Source organism: Vibrio ouci (genome assembly GCF_004551525.1).
GTDB classification, from domain to species: domain Bacteria; phylum Pseudomonadota; class Gammaproteobacteria; order Enterobacterales; family Vibrionaceae; genus Vibrio; species Vibrio ouci.
The window spans coordinates 1-20,979 of the sequence record NZ_SATR01000026.1 but is presented as its reverse complement, the minus strand read 5'-3'; the positions used below and the strand labels follow the sequence as shown (position 1 = coordinate 20,979).

The 20,979-nt window shown below is 46.0% G+C and carries 16 protein-coding genes, 1 tRNA gene and 1 pseudogene; 13 read left to right on the top strand and 5 right to left on the bottom strand.

Annotated features, from left to right (window positions below; translation table 11 throughout):
- Positions 1–529: 529 nt before the first annotated feature.
- From ELS82_RS16185 to ELS82_RS16170, 4 genes and pseudogenes are all read left to right on the top strand, one after another.
- Positions 530–1,069, top strand: a complete 540-nt coding sequence (locus ELS82_RS16185; RefSeq protein WP_134836397.1) for a DUF3332 domain-containing protein — start codon at positions 530–532, stop codon at positions 1,067–1,069.
- 216 nt (positions 1,070–1,285) lie between these two features.
- Positions 1,286–3,287: pseudogene (locus tag ELS82_RS16180) on the top strand (methyl-accepting chemotaxis protein).
- 147 nt (positions 3,288–3,434) lie between these two features.
- Positions 3,435–4,793: a transporter substrate-binding domain-containing diguanylate cyclase gene (locus ELS82_RS16175; RefSeq protein ID WP_134836396.1), complete on the top strand. Its 1,359-nt coding sequence runs from the start codon at positions 3,435–3,437 to the stop codon at positions 4,791–4,793.
- Positions 4,794–4,932: 139 nt separating this feature from the next.
- Positions 4,933–5,007 (top strand) — tRNA-Gly (locus ELS82_RS16170).
- Positions 5,008–5,068: 61 nt separating this feature from the next.
- Here ELS82_RS16170 and ELS82_RS16165 read toward each other — a convergent pair.
- From ELS82_RS16165 to ELS82_RS16145, 5 genes are read right to left on the bottom strand one after another with little or no spacing between them, the layout of a single operon-like run.
- Positions 5,069–5,983, bottom strand: a complete 915-nt coding sequence (locus ELS82_RS16165; RefSeq protein WP_134836395.1) for a hydroxymethylglutaryl-CoA lyase — start codon at positions 5,981–5,983, stop codon at positions 5,069–5,071.
- 7 nt (positions 5,984–5,990) lie between these two features.
- Positions 5,991–6,791, bottom strand: coding sequence for an enoyl-CoA hydratase-related protein (locus ELS82_RS16160; RefSeq protein ID WP_134836394.1), 801 nt, complete (start codon positions 6,789–6,791; stop codon positions 5,991–5,993).
- A gap of 9 nt (positions 6,792–6,800) precedes the next feature.
- Positions 6,801–8,402, bottom strand: coding sequence for a carboxyl transferase domain-containing protein (locus ELS82_RS16155; RefSeq protein WP_134836393.1), 1,602 nt, complete (start codon positions 8,400–8,402; stop codon positions 6,801–6,803).
- Between the two features lie 10 nt (positions 8,403–8,412).
- Positions 8,413–9,582, bottom strand: a complete 1,170-nt coding sequence (locus ELS82_RS16150) for an isovaleryl-CoA dehydrogenase (protein ID WP_134836392.1) — start codon at positions 9,580–9,582, stop codon at positions 8,413–8,415.
- A 58-nt stretch (positions 9,583–9,640) separates the two neighbouring features.
- Positions 9,641–10,018 (bottom strand): MerR family transcriptional regulator, encoded by a 378-nt coding sequence (locus ELS82_RS16145; RefSeq protein WP_134836391.1) that lies wholly within the window; start codon positions 10,016–10,018, stop codon positions 9,641–9,643.
- A gap of 208 nt (positions 10,019–10,226) precedes the next feature.
- Here ELS82_RS16145 and ELS82_RS16140 point away from each other — a divergent pair, with 208 nt between their 5' ends.
- The 9 genes from ELS82_RS16140 (at position 10,227) to ELS82_RS16100 (ending at position 20,789) form a co-directional block, all read left to right on the top strand.
- Positions 10,227–11,438, top strand: coding sequence for a thiolase family protein (locus tag ELS82_RS16140; RefSeq protein WP_134836390.1), 1,212 nt, complete (start codon positions 10,227–10,229; stop codon positions 11,436–11,438).
- A 29-nt stretch (positions 11,439–11,467) separates the two neighbouring features.
- Positions 11,468–12,961 (top strand): CoA-acylating methylmalonate-semialdehyde dehydrogenase, encoded by a 1,494-nt coding sequence (locus ELS82_RS16135; protein WP_134836389.1) that lies wholly within the window; start codon positions 11,468–11,470, stop codon positions 12,959–12,961.
- 9 nt (positions 12,962–12,970) lie between these two features.
- Positions 12,971–14,125, top strand: coding sequence for an acyl-CoA dehydrogenase family protein (locus tag ELS82_RS16130; protein ID WP_134836388.1), 1,155 nt, complete (start codon positions 12,971–12,973; stop codon positions 14,123–14,125).
- 11 nt (positions 14,126–14,136) lie between these two features.
- On the top strand, positions 14,137–14,925 hold the full coding sequence (locus tag ELS82_RS16125) for an enoyl-CoA hydratase (protein WP_134836387.1): 789 nt from the start codon (positions 14,137–14,139) through the stop codon (positions 14,923–14,925).
- A 17-nt stretch (positions 14,926–14,942) separates the two neighbouring features.
- Entirely contained in the window at positions 14,943–16,073 is a 1,131-nt protein-coding gene (locus ELS82_RS16120; protein ID WP_134836386.1) for an enoyl-CoA hydratase/isomerase family protein, read from the top strand.
- Between the two features lie 52 nt (positions 16,074–16,125).
- The gene (mmsB, locus tag ELS82_RS16115; RefSeq protein ID WP_134836385.1) at positions 16,126–17,022 is read left to right on the top strand and encodes a 3-hydroxyisobutyrate dehydrogenase; all 897 of its coding nucleotides are present in this window, start codon (positions 16,126–16,128) and stop codon (positions 17,020–17,022) included.
- A 10-nt stretch (positions 17,023–17,032) separates the two neighbouring features.
- Entirely contained in the window at positions 17,033–17,791 is a 759-nt protein-coding gene (locus tag ELS82_RS16110) for an SDR family oxidoreductase (RefSeq protein ID WP_134836384.1), read from the top strand.
- 224 nt (positions 17,792–18,015) lie between these two features.
- Entirely contained in the window at positions 18,016–20,328 is a 2,313-nt protein-coding gene (locus ELS82_RS16105) for a methyl-accepting chemotaxis protein (RefSeq protein WP_134836383.1), read from the top strand.
- Positions 20,329–20,441: 113 nt separating this feature from the next.
- A complete protein-coding gene (locus ELS82_RS16100) occupies positions 20,442–20,789 on the top strand; it encodes a HopJ type III effector protein (RefSeq protein ID WP_134836382.1) in 348 nt (115 codons plus the stop codon).
- Positions 20,790–20,979 lie beyond the last annotated feature (190 nt).

Sequence of the window (20,979 nt, the reverse complement as noted above, 5' to 3'; positions counted from 1 at the left end):
ATTATTAATATTTATATGAAGTTGTGTTTTGTTACATTTGTGTAACCTTGCTTATTATTCATTTTATAAATATCTAAGCAACATCATTGATGGAAAATATGATCCAGAGAACAATTCTAAATTTCGCTAATTGATGTGTAATTTATTGGTGTTAATCACTGGTAATTCTCTTTATTTATGGAATATATAACTATCGATTGTTTGTGTTGGTGGTTTTATGTTTCGATCTTGCCTGTGACAGATAACACTAATTGATTGCTACTTAACCAGATAAACATGATGGAAGAGGGTGATTAATTAGAGAGAGATATTATGCTGGTTGCGTATAAATTAAGCATCTTGTCTTATTCGGTGGGTTGTATTTTAACCAGTGAGTTTACAAGAGATGATTTATTGGTCTGTAGGAATAAACCCACCTAAAAACAGAAACTTAACACAGTAAACTTTGTGTAAAATGTTTAGTAAGAATATGGATTTAGAAATATTCAGGAGTATTATCAGCCACCTCAAATAATGATGGTGGTAAATTATGAAATCTAACGTTTTGAAAGTGGCAATTGTTGCTGGTTTAGGTCTAACTTCGTTAACAGGTTGTATGGGTCAAATGGCGACAACTGGTCTAGTATCTAAGTTCAACCTAGAAGTCGTTGATAACCGTTACGCTCGTGAAGGTATGTTCCTACTTCTATCTCCTGCATACGGTATTGCGGGTACAGTCGATCTATTCGTGATCAACGCAATTGAATTCTGGACAGGTACTAACCCACTTTCAGGCAAGTCTCCAGCTGTAGTTGATACTCCAACTAAAAACTACATCAAAGTTAACGGCAGCTTGGACAGTTCACTAAAAGACGTACCACTGTCAAACAACTCTAGTGTTGAGCACGCTACTATGCAGCAGATTGACGAGAACACAATGCAGATGGACATCACTTACATCGACGGTACACAAAAAGTACTACGTGGTGAGAAAGCTGAAGATAGCGTTGCGTTCTACCTAAATGATGAGTACGTAACAACAGTTTCAAATGACGAACTGACTAACTACGTAGCAACAACGAACATCTAATTGTTCTAGGCCTTTATACGCAATGTATAAGGGCCTTTTCTTTTTCTCTCATCTTCTATCCCTTTCGTCCTCTTTTTACTTTCTCCCTTACATCTAGCTTTGCTTCGCGTAGGACTACACTTATAACTAAAGTTTAGAAAACGTGAATAACAACTATTTTACATAATCGTAATAGCCGTTATATTGGTGCCGAGCCAAATATTAGGAGTTAGATGGATGAAACTCACGATATCAGGGAAGTTACAGCTAAGTTTTCTGTCACTTGCAGTACTTTTTATCGTTTCCGCATTTTTTACCTTTCGTAGCGTCAGCACGGTAGAAACACAGACGAGGTCATTGCTTGACCGCGACCTTCCGACCGTTGATGCAGGCCGTACACTTCAGCAATCTATTCATGCCACGGTGTCCTCTTTAAGAGCGTACATGCTGCTTGGTGGTGAAGAATCACTGCAACAAACTCAGCAAGACAATCTAACTCAAGCGATTGACCGCGTAGAGATCCTACTGATTTCACTCGAAGAGTTAGTTGATGAGCAGAGCTACCAAGAGGTAGTGGGTAAATGGGGCGCAGTGTCTCAATCGCTCAGTGCAATATCTGAGATGAGCCACAGTGAAGAAAACCTACCAGCGCATGCTCTGTTTATTAATGAAGCGGCACCTATCGCTGAAGTTGCATTGGATCAACTTCAAGGTTTGATTAATGATGAAGCTGGCAATACTGAAGGTGGCGAGCGTAAACGCTTATTCAGGTTGTATGCAGATAGCTATACGTCACTTGCTAACGCACTTTCCTCTATGCGCGATTTTCTACTTTACGGCAAGCAGGAACATCTAGATAAATACCAAGATTTCTTGAAATCTCATGCCAAATCAGTTGCTGAAATTGACTCTAAGGTTGAGCTTTTATCAAGTAGTGATCAGGGGCTGTGGTCATTATTTAAAGACATGCAGCAGCTCTATTTTCCGCTCGCTGACCAAGTCGTTGCGTTAAGAAAAGCGCCAGACTGGAACTTAGCGAACCAAAAAAATGGCGAATGAACTGGTGCCAGCGGTAGAGTCACTAAATTCAAGCTTAGAAACTGTGATCAATAAGCAGCAAGCGTTAGCCGATCGCTCAGGGGAAGGTATCTTCCAATCAGTGAGTACGGTACTGCAGCTGCTTATCGCCTCAATTGCCGTTGTCGTCGTGGTGTCTGTCTCTACGGCGCACTTTATGGGTAAGAGCATTGGTCGCCGAGTTTCCGTGATATCGAAACGAGCGGAATCTATAGCAGATGGCGATGTGTCCCAATCGCCACTGAGCGTTGAAGGCAGTGACGAACTGGCAAGCTTAACTCAATCGATTAATAAGATGAACGATGAGCTCGCCAACATCGTCAAAGGCGTAACCAGCAAAGCCAATACCGTCAGCGGCAGTATGAGTGAACTATTGAACGCAAATGCTCAGACCGTGACTCAAGTTGATAGCCAAAAAGCGACCATGGATCTCGTTGGACAACAAGTGGGTGAAGTGAGCCAGTCAGCAACGGATACAGCGCATCAGGCAGAGCAGTCAGCAAGTACGTTGGCTGAATCAAAAGTACAAATTGAAGCGGGTTCAAAGGCATTAGATTTAAACAAAACTACGATTGGTACATTGCATGACACGATCGGTAAAGCAAGCGTTCAGGTTGATGCATTGAGCAAAGAAAGTGAAGCGATCGGCCGAGTAACCGAAGTGATTGAAGGGTTAGCGGAGCAAACGAATCTTCTGGCACTCAACGCAGCGATTGAAGCGGCACGTGCAGGTGAATATGGTCGCGGATTTGCGGTGGTTGCGGATGAAGTGCGTATGCTCGCGACAAGAACCACCGAATCAACGACAGAGATAAACAACATCGTGAATGCGATTCAAACCTCGACTAGAGCCGTTGTGAGTGAAATTGAGAAGAGTAAAACTCTGGCAGAGGAAGGGGCTAACCACACCGAAGAGGCCTACGGAACACTCAGCTCAACCACCCATCAAATTGAAGCGCTCAACCAGCAGATGCAAGATCTGCTCAGTTCAGCGCAGCAGCAATCACACGCGACGGCAGAGATTCAATCCCTTATGGGTCAGGTGATAGCATCCGTCGAGGGTGTTGCAGAGATCTCCAACTCGTCAGCGCAGATATCAAGTCAGGTTCGTGGGCAAGTTGAAGAATTGAATGGTGAAATGGCTCAATTTAAAACCAATTAAACATAGTTAGCTGAGTAATTGTTGATAAGGATCTCATATCAAAATTCAAGCAAGCTTAACTATTGATATCTATACTATACCTATTAGATAACTATATAGAAGCTCAAGGATTTATACCTTGAGCTTTGTTATTTTTGAAGGTTGGTAGTGAAACGAATTCTTGTTAGCTTTTTCATCTTTATATGCGCGACTGTTTACGCGCAAGAGCCAGAAGTGAAGCAACTCATTGTTGCCAATTCTAAGGCGTGGAAACCCTTTTCTTTCATCAATAGCGACGGAGAGCCTGATGGGATCTTAATTGACTATTGGAAATATTATGGCGAAAAAAACGGGGTGGAGATTGAATTCCTACTGTTAGATTGGCAATCCTCGTTAGATGCAATCACTGACGGCAGGGCAGATGTTCATGCTGGTCTACTTTGGTCTGAAAACCGCGAGAGCTTTCTCGACTATGCCCCGATTATTATGTCGATCGACACTCAGCTCTATATTAGCCAAGAGTTAATTGGTATTGACCTCGATGAGTTCACCTTTGGTAAGCATGATTATGTTGTAGGCGTCGTAAGCGGGGGCTATGAAGAAGAGTTTACTCGTCGCCACTTTCCCCATCTCAAACTCCAGAATTTCGACAACAATCAAAAAATGATCGATGCGGCTTTCGCTGGCGGTATTGATGGCTTTGTCGCTGACTTACAAGTTGCCAACTTTTACTTATACAGTCGTAAAGAACCAAAACGCTTTGTCGGTGTGCGCCATTTGTATTCGGGTGATCTTATGGCAGCGGTCAAAGAGGGCAATAGTGACCTACAGCAACAAATCACTCAGGCAATGAATCAATTAGATTCTAAAGACATCGAGAAAATCTTTAATCGCTGGATGTATGTCAATACGGTTTACCCTGAATATCTCACTCACCTGATTATTGGTAGTATTCTGCTTGTGGGTGGGACCTATATTTTTGTCTTACGTATCTCTGTTAAGCGCAAAACTCAAGCATTGGAGCAGGCGAATAAGAAACTCAAGAAACTGTCTGAAACCGACCAAATGACAGGTATTAGTAATAGACGGCATTTTTTCATTGAGCTGAAAGCTCGCCTTAAACAGCCAGGCTCAATCGTGATTATGATTTTTGATATTGATGATTTTAAGCACATTAACGATAGCCACGGTCACAAAGTGGGCGATCGGGTCATTCGTAGCGTAGTACAGGCGACCTCTAACGTTGTCTCACACCGACATCTATTTGCACGAATTGGCGGAGAGGAGTTTGTTGTCGTCGCCAATAACCTTAGCTATGAAGGCGCTGTCGCCCTTGCGGAGAACATCTGTACCTCAATACGAAGTGTTAAGTTGGAAGAGGATAACGTTGATAAGGTAACGGTCAGTGTAGGCTGCGCATTTTATAGCACCAACGAATACGATATAAACCTCTCTACCGCCGATCATTTGATGTATCAGTCCAAACAATCAGGTAAAGACCAAGTCACCGCGCAACGCTATTCGTAAGCTGCTTTTAGCGAAATCGATGATAAGAACAGCATACTATAGGTAAATTGATGCTTAGTTCACCACTTAGTTCAATTGCCAAAGAAAACGCTTTTCTTTTCAGTCAGATGTGGCATATTAACTAGGTCTTCGACATTAAGCGTACTTCGTATAATGGCTATTACCTCAGCCTTCCAAGCTGATGATACGGGTTCGATTCCCGTAGTACGCTCCAATTTTTTTCTTGATTCCAATACACAAATCAACACCTATGATGTAGACAGCACGACTTAGTGTCACGATGTCCTACAGCTCACATTATTTTCTTGTTTAATCGTATTCAGAACATAGTTTTTAACCTTGTTTAGCATCGATATATCCACCCCAGTCTCAACCCCAATTCCTTCACACAAATACACCACATCCTCAGTCGCTACATTTCCTGACGCGCCTTTGGCATACGGGCAGCCGCCAAGCCCGGCAACGCTAGAATCTATGGTAGAAATGCCCATTAATAACGCTTGATAGATATTGGCGATCGCCTGTCCGTAGGTATCGTGAAAGTGAACGGCAATGTGCTGTTTTGGACAGTGGGTTAATACGGTTTCAAGCATGGTTGCGACTCTTAAGGGTGTGCCCGTACCAATGGTGTCGCCGAGAGAGACTTCATAGCAGCCGATATCAAGCATCTGTTTAGCTAGGTTGGCAACGACTTCCGGATCTGTTGCTCCATCATAGGGGCAATCAATTACGCAAGAAAGGTAGCCTCTTACTGGAATACTGTGCTCATTTGCCAAGGCTATTACCGGTTTAAATCGCTCTAGGCTTTCAGCAATGGAGCAGTTGATATTACGTTGGCAGAAGCTTTCAGAAGCGGAGGTGAATACGGCCACTTCATCTACATTACTCGCGATTGCCTGTTCGAGTCCTTTGAGGTTTGGTGTGAGTGCAGAATAACTCACATTAGCTTTGCGTTGAATGTGTTGAAAGACTAGATCAGAGTCAGCCATTTGTGGGATTTTCTTGGCTAAAACAAATGCGCCAGACTCGATATGGGCGAGACCTGTTTTAGAAAGCTGATTGATCAGTTCAACTTTGACTTCAAGCGGTACGGCTTTTTCATTTTGCAGCCCATCACGGGGTCCAACCTCGACGATTTTGACCGATTTTGGTAGAGCTGATGATAATGAATGAGCATAGCCGCCTGTCATTACGTACCTACTTAGTCCAATTTGGTGCGCGCTTTTCGAGGAAGGCATTCAACCCTTCTTGGCCTTCGTCCGAGACACGAACCTCAGCAATCAACTCACTGGTGTAGCGCTTTAATGGGCCATCAACCACGACTTGTTCGCATCTTGCGCAGAGCCTTTTACTGAGAGCTAAGGCATGGGGAGCAAGCGTAAGTATACTAGAGACCCACTTTTCGACAACTTGCTCAGTTTGATCGGGGTTGATCACTTGATGGATGAGCTCTAACTCTAGAGCACGTTGAGAATCGATTAATTCAGCGCTCAACATGTAACGCCTTGTTTGCCGAATACCAATCGCGCGAATCACATAGGGTGCGATGGTGGCAGGAACCAGTCCGAGCTTAACTTCACTGAGGCGAAACTTCGCATTTTGCTGGGCGATTGCCGTATCACAACAACAAATAAGGCCAAGTGCACCACCAAAGGCACAACCGTTGACGACGGCGAGAGTCGGGTGAGGGAAGGTATCGAGCTTTTCCAGTAGTGTTGCCAGTTGATAGGCGTCATGTTGATTGTCTTCTTTGCTTTTACTGACCATCGAACGCATCCAATGAATATCAGCACCTGCTGAGAAATGTCGGCCCTCGCCGGTGAGAACTAAGCCGCGAATATTGGCATAAGAGGCGAGGGTGTCTAAAGTGACGATCAATTCGGAAATCATGTGATCGTTAAAGGCGTTGGCGACATCAGGGCGATGCAGGCTAATGTGAGCAATACCGCTTCCGTCTACACGGCAGGCGATGGTTTTAGTGTTTGCGGAAGAAGACATCGTAATCACCTACATTCTAAATATGCCGAATTCGCTGTCGGCGATAGGAGCGTTAAGGGAGACTTTTAGCGCATGGGATAAGACATTGCGCGTCTGTTTGGGGTCGATAATGCCATCGTCCCACAATCTAGCGCTGGCGTAGTAAGGGTGACCCTGAGTGTTATACAGATCTAAGATTTCTTGTTTGAATGCCTGTTGTTGCTCTGCTTGCCACTCGTTTCCCTCTCTTTGCATCACTTGGCTTTTTACTTGAGTGAGTACTCCGGCAGCTTGCTCGCCACCCATGACAGAAATGCGCGCATTCGGCCACATCCACATCATGGTTGGGTTGTAAGCTCGGCCGCACATGCCGTAATTACCAGCGCCGTACGAGCCACCAATAATGATGGTGAACTTGGGTACATTGGCACAAGCGACGGCCATGACAAGTTTCGCGCCGTTTTTGGCAATGCCACCTTCTTCATATTTCTTGCCCACCATAAAGCCCGTGATGTTTTGTAAAAATAGCAGAGGAATTTTACGTTTGGCGCACAGCTCAATAAAATGCGCGCCTTTTTGTGCCGACTCCGAAAACAAAATACCGTTGTTGGCGACAATACCAATAAGGGATCCGTCTATACGGGCAAAGCCACACACTAAGGTGGTGCCAAACAGGGTTTTAAATTCATCGAACTCAGAGCCATCGACGATACGAGCGATCACTTCTCTTACATCAAACGATAAGCGTAAGTCTGAATTGACGATGCCGTACAGTTCAGAAGGGTCATAACGTGGAGTTAAGCCGTTGTTTTCTGCTTGTTCAATTAAGGCGTTGGTGTTGGATATCGCCTGTCTAGCGAGTTCCAAAGCATGCGGCTCGTTTTGCGCATAATAGTCAGCAACGCCAGACTTACGGCAGTGAACATCGGCGCCGCCAAGCTCTTCATCTGTGACCACTTCTCCAGTAGCGGCTTTTACTAAGGGAGGGCCGGCGAGAAAGATAGTGCCTTGCTGCTTAACGATAATGGAAACATCGGCCATGGCAGGAATATAGGCACCGCCTGCGGTGCATAAACCAAGTACAACCGCAATTTGAGGGATACCCTGTGCAGACATTCTGGCTTGGTTGTAAAAGATGCGGCCGAAGTGCTCTTTATCGGGAAAGACTTCGGCTTGATGGGGGAGGTTGGCGCCGCCAGAGTCAACCAAATAGACGCAAGGTAAATGGCATTGCTGAGCAACCTCTTGAGCTCTTAAATGTTTTTTCACTGTAAGAGGGTAATAAGTGCCCCCTTTGACCGAAGGGTCGTTGGCGATAACCATGCAATCGACGTTATGAATTTTACCAATGCCCGCAACTACGCCTGCGCAGGGGATATCATCGTCATAGACTTGCCACGCCGCAAATTGACCGATTTCTAAGAACGGACTGTTCTCGTCCAGTAATTGGCTAATCCTTTCACGTACGGGCAGTTTGCCCTTTGCACGCTGTCGTTCAATGGCTTTTGTACCACCACCAAGCTTAATTTTGTCGATATCGGACTCAAGTGTTGCAACCAGTTCAGACATGGCTGCCACATTCTTTTGATAGAGTTCAGAGTCTGGTTTTATTTTGGTTTTAATAATCGGCATCGACATTTCCTTATCGCGACTCTTCAAACAGTTCTCGGCCAATTAGCATGCGGCGAATTTCTGATGTGCCAGCTCCAATCTCATACAGCTTGGCATCTCTAAGTAATCGCCCTGCAGGGAATTCATTGATATAGCCATTACCACCAAGTAATTGGATCGCATCCAGTGCCAGTTGGGTTGCCAGTTCGGCACAATAAAGAATGACACCTGCGGCATCTTTACGTGTGGTTTGTCGGTTATCACACGCTTTTGCCACGGCATACAAATAAGCACGTGCAGCGTTAGTTCGGGTATACATATCGGCGACTTTAGCTTGAACCAATTGGAACTCACCGATTGAGCGGCCAAACTGTTTACGGTCATGGATATACGGGATGACCAAATCTAGGCAGGCTTGCATAATACCGAGTGGGCCGGCAGCCAGTACGACGCGCTCATAATCTAAACCACTCATCAGCACTTTCACCCCCTGGTTAAGTTCACCTAAGATGTTTTCTTTTGGAACGGGGCAATTTTCAAAGACTAGCTCGCAGGTATTTGAGCCGCGCATGCCTAACTTATCGAGCTTTTGCGCATGGGAGAAACCAGTAAAACTCTTTTCGACGATAAACGCCGTAATGCCATGAGCGCCTTTTTCTGGCTCTGTTTTGGCGTAGACAACCGTGATATCCGCATCAGGCCCATTAGTGATCCACATCTTAGAGCCTGTTAGCAGATAGTGGTCACCATTTAACGTCGCTTTAAGCTGCATGCTGACCACGTCCGAGCCAGCATTAGGTTCACTCATCGCCAGTGCGCCGATATGGCTACCATCGATCAGCTTAGGTAGGTACTTTGCTCGTTGTGACTCATTACCGTTACGGAATATCTGGTTTACACATAGGTTTGAGTGAGCGCCGTAGCTTAACGCGACTGAAGCGGATGCTCGACTGATCTCTTCCATCGCAATCACATGGGCAAGGTATCCCATGCTGGCGCCACCAAATTGTTCGTCTACCGTGACGCCGAGTAAGCCCATCTCACCGAATAGCGGCCAGAGTCGATTGGGAAAGGCATTATCTTGATCGATTTGACTAGCGAGTGGGGTAATGTGTTGCTGAGCAAAGCCTTGTACGTGCTCTCGTAACAAGTTGAGCTCTTCGTCTAGCCCAAAGTTGAGCGAGGTATATTGCGATAACATAATGCCTCCGATATCTCGGTCGTGATAACAAAATCGAAGACATTATGTATGAGTTAAATTAGCTCGCTTTACGAGTCTCTAACGCTTGTTCACAGCGCTCTCTTGCGACCTTTAAGTCGCCTAGCATACTTTCAATGTCTTCCATTTGGCGCTTCAGTAGCGCTTCCTTTTCATCAATGATCTTCAGCATTTCAGTCAGCTGAGTCTCTCCTTGATGAGTATCGTAAAGTTCAAACAACTCACGGATTTCTGCCAGTGAAAAACCTAATCGCTTGCCTCTAAGGATCAGCTTAAGGCGGGTTCTATCACGGCGATTATAGATGCGCATGCTGCCTTTACGTTCAGGCTGGATCAGTCCCTCATCCTCGTAAAAGCGGATGCTTCGAGTCGTAATATCAAATTCCTTGGCGAGGTCGCTAATCTTGTATTTTTCCACTGAACTACAATTCCTATCTCTTGGGCAATTAGGTCGATGTCACGATGAATTTATCTTTTGCTTCAAAGTTGACGTTTACGTAAATGTTAGTGCTATGCTTACGTAAACGTCAAGAAATTAAATCTGACCATAAACGGCGCTTGGTAAGGACAATCAAGGCAGTAACGGTACTTAGCCAAGCTGTAAGCAACGTCAAAGAGGGCGGAGCATGGAGCAGCAAGAAATATGGATAGTCGCAGCAAAGCGTACCCCTATGGGCAAGTTTCAAGGGGCGCTTTCTAAACTGAGTGCCCCTAAGTTAGGTGCGATTGCGATAGCCTCAGCTGTAGAGCAAGCAGGCATTAAACACGATGGTATCGACGAGGTCTTGATGGGCTGCGTACTTCCCGCGGGCTGTGGTCAAGCGCCCGCACGTCAAGCGGCAATCGGTGCAGGCCTCGCAGACAATATTCCTTGTACAACAGTCAACAAAGTGTGCGGTTCAGGCATGAAAACCGTCATGCTCGCCTACGATTTGATTCACTCAGGTTCTATTCAATGTGCGCTCGCTGGTGGTATGGAGAGCATGACCAACGCCCCTTATCTGATCAAAGAGTCGCGTAAAGGCATGCGAATGGGGCACAAGACCACATTCGACCATATGTTCTTAGACGGATTGCAAGATGCTTACGAAGGTGAGTTGATGGGTGTCTACGGGCAAAAAGTAGCAGACCAACTCGGCTTTACGCGCGAGCAAATGGATCAATGGGCAGCATTATCCGTTGAGCGAGCGTTGGCCGCTCATCGACAACAGCTGTTTCAATCTGAAATTGTTCCGGTTGATGTGGGTAATGACTTCTGCCTTGATTATGACGAGCTTCCTCCTTCAATCGATAAAGACAAAATCCGTAAACTCAAAGCCGCTTTTTCTGCTGATGGAACGATCACTGCTGCGAATTCGAGTGCGATCTCTGATGGTGCAGCAGCTTTGATGGTTATTGATTCTGCTGCGGCGAAGAAGCAAGGGCTAAAGCCTTTAGCGGTGATAAAAGCTCACGCCAGCCACGCGAGAAAGCCGAGTGAATTTACTGTCGCCCCGGTTTACGCGGTGCAGAATCTGTTAGCTAAGCTTGATTGGGAAATCGAAGACGTCGATCTTTGGGAGATCAACGAAGCATTTGCCGTAGTAACCCAAATTGCCATCCAAGAGCTTGGCATCAACCCAGACAAAGTGAACTTAAAAGGCGGCGCGTGCGCTTTAGGTCACCCGATTGGTGCTAGTGGCGCACGGATCTTGACGACACTTATCTATGCGTTACGCCAACTCCAATCCATCGGCGTAAACGGCGACGCAGCAAATAGGAAAACGATGAAAGGGGTAGCGGCTATTTGTATCGGCGGTGGGGAAGCCACGGCCATTGGCATTGAAATCCCTTTGTAAGATAACTGGAAAACGGTAAGGAAATCGCAATGACACAACTTGTCCCTCTATTTATTGGTGGAGAGTTCTGCCAATCAAACAGTGATGAATGGCTAGAAGTGACCAATCCGGCTAACAACGCCGTTATCGCAGAGCTACCGTGTGCGACGAATGATGAAATGGAGCGCGCAATTCAAAATGCGCACGATACTTTCCTTACATGGAAGGAAGTTGCGGTCTCAGAACGTGCGCGTTTGATGCTTAGGTACCAACACTTATTGAAAGAGCATCATGATGATCTCGCAGAACTGCTTTCGAAAGAAACGGGCAAAACCACCGTTGATGCGAAAGGGGATGTGTGGCGCGGGATTGAAGTGGTCGAGCAAGCTACGAATATCGCCAGTAACATGATGGGAGAAACGGTCGAGAACGTCGCCACCGACATTGACAGCTATTCGCTCATTCAACCTCTGGGTGTGTGTTGCGGTATTACTCCCTTTAATTTTCCGGCAATGATTCCACTATGGATGTTCCCTTTGGCGATAGCGGCAGGCAACACCTTTGTACTTAAGCCGTCTGAACAAGTGCCTTTAACCGCGATGCGTTTAGCTGAATTGTTTGAACAAGCAGGCGCGCCAAAAGGAGTATTACAAGTTGTTCATGGAGGTAAACCTCAAGTGGACTATCTGCTTGCTCACCCGACGATTAAGGCGGTGTCGTTTGTAGGCTCAGTTCCCGTCGCGCAATACATTTACCAAACGGGTACCTCTCACAATAAACGTGTTCAAGCTTTTGCTGGAGCCAAAAACCACATGGTGATCATGCCCGATGCTAATAAGAATCAAGTGTTGAGTAATTTAGTGGGCGCTTCAGTCGGTGCTGCGGGTCAGCGCTGTATGGCGATTTCCGTTGCTGTTTTTGTTGGCAGTTCGAAAGAGTGGATTGGCGAACTCGCTGGTGAAATGGCCAAAGTGACGCCAGGTGCCTGGAATGATGATAACGCTGGTTATGGGCCACTAATCAGTAAGCAGGCGAAAGCAAGAGTGGTCGCACTCATTGATGAAGGCAAAGCGCAAGGTGCCAAGTGTGAACTCGATGGTAGTCAGTGTGAGGTTGATGGCATGCCTGATGGCAACTGGCTTGGCCCAACTCTGTTTAGTGGCGTGACGACCGATATGTCTATCTATCAGCAGGAGATATTTGGTCCGGTACTGGTTTGTCTTGAGGTCGAAACGTTAGAAGAAGCCATCGCCCTTATCAATAAAAACCCTTATGGCAACGGGACGTCGATTTTTACTGCCAATGGTGCGGCGGCGCGAAAATATCAGCATGAAATTCAAGTTGGCCAAGTTGGGATTAATGTGCCGATTCCTGTGCCTTTGCCTTTCTTCTCTTTTACTGGTTGGCGAGGAAGTTTCTACGGTGATTTACACGCCTATGGTAAGCAGGCAGTGAGGTTCTATACCGAAACCAAAACCGTTACGGCGCGTTGGTTTGATGGTGATATTCCAACCGGCCCCAATATGACCATTCAGCTGCGATAAGGAGCGGATATGGACTTTGAACTGAACGAAGACCAAAGAGCCTTTGCGGATATCGCGACTCAGTTTTCGCGAGACAAGCTTGCACCAATGGCTGAAGAGTGGGACCAAAAGCAAATCTTTCCTAAAGAGGTGATTCGTGAAGCGGGTGAGCTAGGCTTTCTCAGCCTTTACACACCAGAAGAGCAAGGTGGTTTGGGTCTGCCAAGATTGGATGCCTCAATCATATTTGAACAATTGGCGATGGGCTGCACTTCCACCACCGCATTTATGACTATTCACAATATGGTGTCGTGGATGGTCGCCAGCTTTGCGAGCGAAACGGCGCGCCAGACCTATTGTGAAAAACTGATCACAGGCGAATGGTTAGGGTCTTATTGTTTAACTGAGCCCAATGCTGGCTCAGACGCGGCGTCGTTAGTGACCAGTGCTCAGCTAGCGGATGATGGTTATCTAATTAATGGCGCCAAGGTGTTTATCTCAGGTGCCGGTGAAACCGACGTGTTAGTCGTGATGGCAAGAACCAGTGATGACGCAGCAAAAGGTATCTCAGCCTTTGTCGTTCCAGCAAATGCACAAGGTATTAGCTATGGACGAAAAGAGCCGAAAATGGGTTGGAACTCCCAGCCAACGCGAAGTATTAATTTCGATAATGTAAAGATTCCGAAAGATCATTTGTTGGGGCAAGAAGGGCAAGGCTTTGTGTTCGCAATGAAAGGGCTAGACGGCGGACGAATCAATATCGCCACTTGCTCGATTGGTACTGCTCAGCAAGCACTGAATCAAGCAACTCAGTATCTGAAAGAGCGTAAGCAATTCGGTAAGCCTATTGCTCAGTTTCAAGCACTGCAATTCAAGCTAGCCGATATGGCCACTGAGCTGGTAGCAGCGCGGCAACTGGTGCGCCTTGCGGCGAGTAAATTAGATAACGGTGATGCAGAGGCGACGGCTTATTGTGCGATGGCCAAGCGATTTGCCACCGACGTAGGTTTTAAAGTGTGTGATCAGGCATTACAGCTCTATGGCGGCTATGGTTATATCAAGGAATATCCAATGGAAAGGTATTTCCGAGATGTGCGTGTTCACCAAATTTTGGAAGGCACCAATGAGATCATGCGAGTGATCATTGCGAAAAGATTACTTGCTGAAGGTGCACAAATTCTTTAGGGGAAAGAGCGATGACACAGCAGAACAGTTTGGCATTGCCACATGAGATTAATGGTCATGTGGCATTGGTAACGATGAATAATCCACCTGCCAACACATGGACCAAACAAAGTCTACATGAGCTTAAACATCTGGTTCACGCACTCAATAATAATGCTGACGTATACGCGCTAGTGATAACAGGAAATGGGGATAAGTTCTTTTCAGCGGGAGCCGATCTTAAGTTATTTGCATCGGGTGAGAAGGACATTGCTTGGGAGATGGCTCAAGCGTTTGGGGAAGCGTTTGAAGCCTTGTCGGCCTTTCGAGGCGTCTCTATTGCGGCGATAAATGGCTATGCGATGGGTGGCGGTCTGGAAGTGGCATTAGCTTGTGATATTCGAGTTGCGGAAACTCAGGCTGTCATGGCGTTGCCAGAGGCCAAAGTCGGGCTTTTGCCTTGTGCGGGTGGGACGCAAAACCTAACCGCACTTGTGGGTGAAGGTTGGGCCAAGCGAATCATTTTGTGCGGAGAGCAAGTCGATGCCTCAAAAGCGCATTCGATTCGTTTAGTTGAAGAGGTTGTCGAGCAAGGTCAAGCGCTCGAAACGGCTTTAGTATTGGCACAAAGCGTAGCTAATCAATCTCCAACATCCGTTACTGCGTGTAAGTCTTTGATTCAAAATAGCCGAACCGATCCAATTGCTCATGGTTTAGTGAAAGAGCGCGAGTTGTTTATGCAGCTATTTGATACCAAGGATCAAAAAGAGGGGGTTAATGCCTTTCTCGAAAAGCGTCAGCCAAATTGGAGCAATAGCTAGCTCTAAGGAGTAACGATATGAGTGATACCGTTCATTTTGTTGAACTGCCTTGTAGCGGTAGCCCTTATAAAATTGGCGTCGTGACTTTACATAATGAAGCGTCTTTAAATGCCTTAACGCTCGATATGCTAGTGTGCTTGAAAGCCAAACTCGAAACCTGGCATGAGGACGACGATATTGTGTGCGTTGTCCTTGAAGGGGCAGGCGATAAGGCGTTCTGTGCTGGTGGTGACGTGCGCACCATGTTTAACGTTATGCAAAGCGCTGGTCCCGACGAGATTGAAAACTTCTGTTCAATGTATTTCACCGTTGAGTATCAATGTGACTATCTGATTCATACCTACTGTAAGCCAATCATTGCGTGGGGGCATGGGATAGTAATGGGTGGTGGCATGGGGCTTTATATGGGCTCAAGTCACAAGGTTGTCGCGCCAGACTCTAGATTAGCCATGCCGGAGATCTCAATTGGTCTTTTTCCAGACGTAGGCGCGACATGGTTTCTTAACCGTTTGGATGCGGGGATTGGGTTGTTTCTGGGCTTAACAGGGATGATGGTTAATGCGGCAGATGCGGTTGAACTGCACTTGGCTGACCACCTAGTACTAGAAAGTCATAAAGAGAGTTTTGTAGAGCAACTGCAAGTCGCGGATTGGGACTGTGTCGACGATACCTATGAAGTAGTGACGGAGTTATTAGAAGGGTTTGAAGCTCAGATAAGTGACCAAAAGCCGGAACTTCAAATCATGCCGTATTTTAACCACATCCAACAAGCTTGCTCTGCTAATGATCTGTTTCATGTCGCAGACAACATTCTCGCCTTGGCAGGTGACGCTAAGTGGCTCAGCAATGCAAAAACCAACTTAGTTTCAGGCAGTCCAATTACCGCGCATATTTGTTTCAGATTGATGAAAGATTACAGCGAGCTCTCCTTGGCAGAGTGTTTCAGGTTGGAATTGATTCTCGCAGTGAATTGCGCGCTCTTGGGAGAGTTCAAAGAAGGGGTTCGTGCACGTCTGATTGATAAAGATGGTCAACCCAACTGGAAGTTTGCCAACATTTCCAAAGTGGATTCAAAGACCATTGATGATCTGTTTGTTTCGATATGGGACCAAGAGTCTCACCCATTAGCAAGATTGGGGCATTACTAACCGGCCCGTCGTAAAGGCCAAAATCACACCAACGACTGAAGAGGGAAGTGTTATGGGGACGGTAGCATTCATTGGACTAGGCAACATGGGCGCACCAATGGCGCGAAATCTACTATCAGCGGGCTTTAAAGTGCAAGTTTATGACGTTGTTACTGAAATGGCCAAAGAACTAGAAGCATTGGGTGCTACGCGATGTGAGTCAATCAAAGCCGTAGTAAATAGTGTTGATACGGTGATTACCATGCTACCAGCGGGGGCACACGTAAGAACGGTTTACCTTGGTGATGACGGTATTTTACAGCACGTGGGTGGCGACAGCTTACTGATTGACTCTTCAACGATTGACCCTGAGACAGCAAGACTGGTTGGTCTGCAAGCCCATGAGAAAGGGATCAGTTTTACTGATGCGCCTGTTTCTGGTGGTGTGGCTGGCGCGAAAGCGGCGACGCTAACCTTTATTGTTGGCGGTAGCGAGCAAGATTTCTCGAAGGCAGAACAAGTACTGCGTCATATGGGCAAAAATATCTTTCACGCAGGTGAAGTTGGCTCTGGGCAAATGGGTAAAATCTGTAACAACTTAATGCTTGGTATTTTGATGTCTGGGACGTGTGAAGCCTTGAATCTGGGTATAGATAACGGCTTAGACCCCAAAGTGTTGTCCAATATCATGCTTCAAAGCTCAGGACGAAACTGGGCGTTGGAGCTTTATAACCCTTGCCCAGGAGTGATGGAAAACGCGCCTGCTTCTAACCAATATCAACCGGGTTTTATGAGCAAACTTATGCTCAAAGATTTAGGTTTAGGACTTGAAGCCGCAACGAAAAGCCAGTCGTCAGTACCAATGGGTGCTCTAGCACGAAACCTATACGCTTTTCATAACATGAATGGCAATGAAGAGCTCGATTTCTCTAGCCTGTTTGAATTCTATCAGTCGCAGTCAAAGTCATAGGAGAAGCGCTATGAACTTAAGAGAAAGCGTTGTCGCGATCACGGGAGCTGGGCAAGGACTAGGGCAGATGATGGCGGTAACGCTGGCCCATGCAGGGGCTGAGTTAGCATTGATCGATGTAAATGAACAAGCGTTGAAGGTGACTCAAGACCAGTGTCATATGCTCGGAGTTAAAGCACTGACCTATATAGCCGATGTTACCAATGAGGCAGAGGTCGAACAAACCTTTAGTGACGTTGTCACTGATTTCGGTCAGTTAGATGGTTTGGTGAACAACGCGGGAATATTACGTGATGGCCTTTTGGTCAAAGTAAAAGATGATCATGTTTCAAAGATGTCTTTGGAACAGTTTACCTCGGTTATCGATGTAAACTTAACCGGAACCTTTCTTTGTGGTCGCGAAGCGGCACTGCAAATGATTCAAACCAAACGCCTGGGGATGATTATCAACATATCCAGCGTTGCGCGCGCGGGGAATATAGGGCAAACCAACTATGCGGCATCTAAAGCGGCGGTAGCGACATTAGCCACCACTTGGGCGAGGGAGTTGGCAAGGTATGGCATCCGAGCTGCAGCGATTGCGCCTGGGGTAATCGAAACGCCGATGGCCGCGCAAATGAAACCAGAGGCAATCGAGCGCCTAGAAGCCATGATTCCTGTAGGGCGTATGGGCCACACTAACGAAATTGCCAGTACGGTGAAGTTCCTGTTTGAAAATGACTACGTGAATGGCCGCGTTATTGAAGTAGATGGTGGAATCAGAATGTAACTTAAGTGGTGAACTCACTTAGCATGTCTACTTGGAATAAAAAAAATTTGATTCTCGTCGAAAAGTTTAGATTTTGTGCTTACAATTATATCACTAAGTACATATTCGTGAGCCTCAAAGCCAAAGGCTTAAGTATAGACGTATAAATAAATGTTTGTCGCGTTGGTTGGCGATTTTCCTCAATTAATAATGACGGAATGGGATTTCCGTCTGAGGTTGTCGTTATGAAAATTGCAACAAAGATTGTTCTTGCTTCGACGCTATTGTGTACCTTAGCGGTTATCGCGACCGGAACAATTGTCGGGTGGAGTTCTTCGGATTTGTCAGAGCAGGCACTATACCAACGCGCGAATAGCCAACTGATCTCTATTAGAGAAATTAAACGAAGTGAGATTGAAAGCTACTTCAAACAGATTAGTGGCCAAGTTGTCACGACCGCGAACTCTGTCGGAGTTCAAGGTGCAATCACCGCTTTTAGTGAAGGCTTCAAAAACTACCCTGTCGAGAGAGTGTCAGACGGCGATGTCGACATGTTACGTAGCTATTATCAATCAAGCTTTGGTGCCACGTATAGAGATTCTAACGGTGGCGCATCAGCCGCTGAGATGCAAAAGCTAGACAGCTTGTCCGCTAAGGCTAAGGCATTGCAAGCGCGCTATATTGGTACTAACCCCAATCCTCTGGGCGAAAAACACCAATTGATGAGCGACTCTCTTAATACCGACTACGATAAAGCGCATGCGATGTACCACCCAAGTGTTAAAGGGTTTCTAGAAGAGTTTGGTTATTACGATATCTTCTTGGTCGATATGCAAGGGAATGTGGTTTATTCGGTATTCAAAGAGCTCGATTACGCGACAAACTTAAACAACGGACCTTACGCCAATAGCGGCCTTGCCAAAGCGTATAAAAATGCCTTGTCGTTGTCCCACGATCAATATCATCTAGAGGACTTTGCACCGTACTTCCCTTCCTATGAAGCGGCGGCATCGTTCATTGCAACGCCGATAGTACAAAATGGTACAACATTGGGTGCGTTGATCTTCCAAATGCCAGTCGATGAACTTAATCTAATTATGACGTTTCACCAAGACTGGAAAAATGAAGGGTTGGGTTTAAGTGGCGAAGCCTACCTAGTAGGCCAAGATGGCTTGTTGCGTAGTGAGTCGCGCTTTTTGATTGAGGATCCGGACACTTATTTCTCCTCGTTACAGTCATCGGGTGTAAGTTCAAATATTGTCAGCCAAATTAGAGATAAGTCTTCTGCAATTGGTCGACAGCCTGTTAACACTCCAACTTCTAAAGCCTCATTGAAAGGCCAACGAGGTTCGGATGTGATCAGTGATTATCAAGGTATAGATGTACTATCCGCCTATTCACCGGTTAACGCTGCTGGACTTTCTTGGGGGATCATCGTTGAGATTGATAAGAGTGAAGCATTAGCTGATCTAAGTTCGTTAATCAGTTCACTCGCGGTGACCGTGATCACTAGCATCGCGGTTGTGGTGGTGGCTGCGGTTTTACTCTCATACTTCTTAGGTAACAGCATTGCCCGACCTATTAAGGTGGCCAGTGATAAAGTACAAATGATCAGCCAGAACAACGACCTTACCCAGCGCCTTGAAGTTGCAGGTAAAGATGAGATGACCGACCTTGCGGTTTCGTTAAATGGATTGTTTACTCATCTACAAGACATTATCGGTAAGTTTGCGCAAGCGACGAATAATCTAAACGCCAATACCCAAAGCATGGCGGGCAACATGAACAGTACTCGTGATGCGGTGACGGATCAAAATAATCGAACAGAATCGGTCGCGACCGCCGTTAACCAAATGAGTGCATCGATTTCTGAAGTCGCACAGTTTGCTATCCGTGCAGCCGAGTTTGTTAAAAATGCCAATGATACTGGTAGCGCAGGGGTTAAAGTCGGTCAAAACTTAGGTAATGAAATCTCCCGTTTAGATAATGAAATGCAAACGGCCGTGTCGGCGATAGAACGTTTGAATACTGAAACGAATTCAATTGCTGAAGTTCTAGATGTTATTCAAGGTATAGCTGAACAGACCAATCTACTAGCACTGAATGCTGCGATTGAGGCGGCAAGGGCGGGCGAACAGGGCCGCGGCTTTGCGGTGGTCGCTGATGAAGTTCGCTCACTTGCTGGTCGTACGCAAGCATCGACAGAAGAAATTCGTGGCAAAATAGAGTCTCTTCAACGTGAAACGCAAAGTGTGTCTCAAAGCATCCAAAGTGCCAATAGTACGGTTTCTCAAGGCGTAGTGACTTGTGATGAAAACACTCAAATGCTAGAGCAAATCGTTTCGATGCTCGATCAGCTCAATGAGATGAACGTGCAAATCGCGGCCGCAACTGAAGAGCAGAAAGCGGTCACGGATGATATTAGCGGTAGTATCACCTCAATCGCCGATGCCTCTTCAGCGGTGTCGGTACAAGTGCAAGATGCAGATGATGTCTTGCAAGGGCTTTCAAATGAAGCGGAAAATCTCAATGGAGAAGTATCACAATTTAAGTATTGATTGAGAGAGGTTTAACTAAGAAATTGAGTAATAGGCAGAAAATCGGACAAGCACCTTTTTTTCTGTTAGCCAGTATCATAGACTCGATGAAGATTTATCGGAGTATATGAAAAATGGAATTAAACAATTTCTTAGCAACCTTGTCAGAAACACCGACTGAGATTCAGTTTGAAGACACAATGGCTGTGATTGAGGCGAACTACGAGTTTGTCCCAACAGCTTTTGTTAATGGTGATACCAGCAACGAAGCTAATCAGAATAATGGCTCGTGCAAAATCTTCGCCTTTGCTCAGTTGAAACAACTTGATCAAGCAGCGACTCTTGCGTGTTTTGGCCGCTTCTATCGTGAAGATGTGTTGGGTAACCCTGATGGTGATGACCACGCTAATATCCGTAACTTTATCAAATACGGTTGGCCGGGCATTAAGTTTGAAGGTGAGTCTCTAAGCGCGAAAGCTTAGCAAGCCATAAAGCGTTAAATACAAAAAGCCAGACATAGCGTCTAATGCCGATCGGTTTAGAGACTTGAATGATCTTCGGGACGTATGATAATCCCCACTAACAAAGTTAGTGGGGATTTTTTATGTTGGCTCAAGAATTAGTACTGGCTCATGAAACGATTGAAGATGCTACAGACTATGAGTCTGTCGT

Excerpts from the sequence above, each read along its gene's own strand:
- ELS82_RS16125 (WP_134836387.1), top strand. The coding sequence starts at position 14,137 with ATGACACAGCAGAACAGTTTGGCATTGCCACATGAGATTAATGGTCAT.
- ELS82_RS16165 (WP_134836395.1), bottom strand. The coding sequence starts at position 5,983 with ATGACAGGCGGCTATGCTCATTCATTATCATCAGCTCTACCAAAATCG.
- ELS82_RS16130 (WP_134836388.1), top strand. The coding sequence starts at position 12,971 with ATGGACTTTGAACTGAACGAAGACCAAAGAGCCTTTGCGGATATCGCG.
- ELS82_RS16110 (WP_134836384.1), top strand. The coding sequence starts at position 17,033 with ATGAACTTAAGAGAAAGCGTTGTCGCGATCACGGGAGCTGGGCAAGGA.
- ELS82_RS16155 (WP_134836393.1), bottom strand. The coding sequence starts at position 8,402 with ATGCCGATTATTAAAACCAAAATAAAACCAGACTCTGAACTCTATCAA.
- ELS82_RS16140 (WP_134836390.1), top strand. The coding sequence starts at position 10,227 with ATGGAGCAGCAAGAAATATGGATAGTCGCAGCAAAGCGTACCCCTATG.
- ELS82_RS16100 (WP_134836382.1), top strand. The coding sequence starts at position 20,442 with ATGGAATTAAACAATTTCTTAGCAACCTTGTCAGAAACACCGACTGAG.
- ELS82_RS16105 (WP_134836383.1), top strand. The coding sequence starts at position 18,016 with ATGAAAATTGCAACAAAGATTGTTCTTGCTTCGACGCTATTGTGTACC.
- ELS82_RS16120 (WP_134836386.1), top strand. The coding sequence starts at position 14,943 with ATGAGTGATACCGTTCATTTTGTTGAACTGCCTTGTAGCGGTAGCCCT.
- ELS82_RS16160 (WP_134836394.1), bottom strand. The coding sequence starts at position 6,791 with ATGTCTTCTTCCGCAAACACTAAAACCATCGCCTGCCGTGTAGACGGA.
- ELS82_RS16150 (WP_134836392.1), bottom strand. The coding sequence starts at position 9,582 with ATGTTATCGCAATATACCTCGCTCAACTTTGGGCTAGACGAAGAGCTC.
- ELS82_RS16185 (WP_134836397.1), top strand. The coding sequence starts at position 530 with ATGAAATCTAACGTTTTGAAAGTGGCAATTGTTGCTGGTTTAGGTCTA.
- mmsB (WP_134836385.1), top strand. The coding sequence starts at position 16,126 with ATGGGGACGGTAGCATTCATTGGACTAGGCAACATGGGCGCACCAATG.
- ELS82_RS16135 (WP_134836389.1), top strand. The coding sequence starts at position 11,468 with ATGACACAACTTGTCCCTCTATTTATTGGTGGAGAGTTCTGCCAATCA.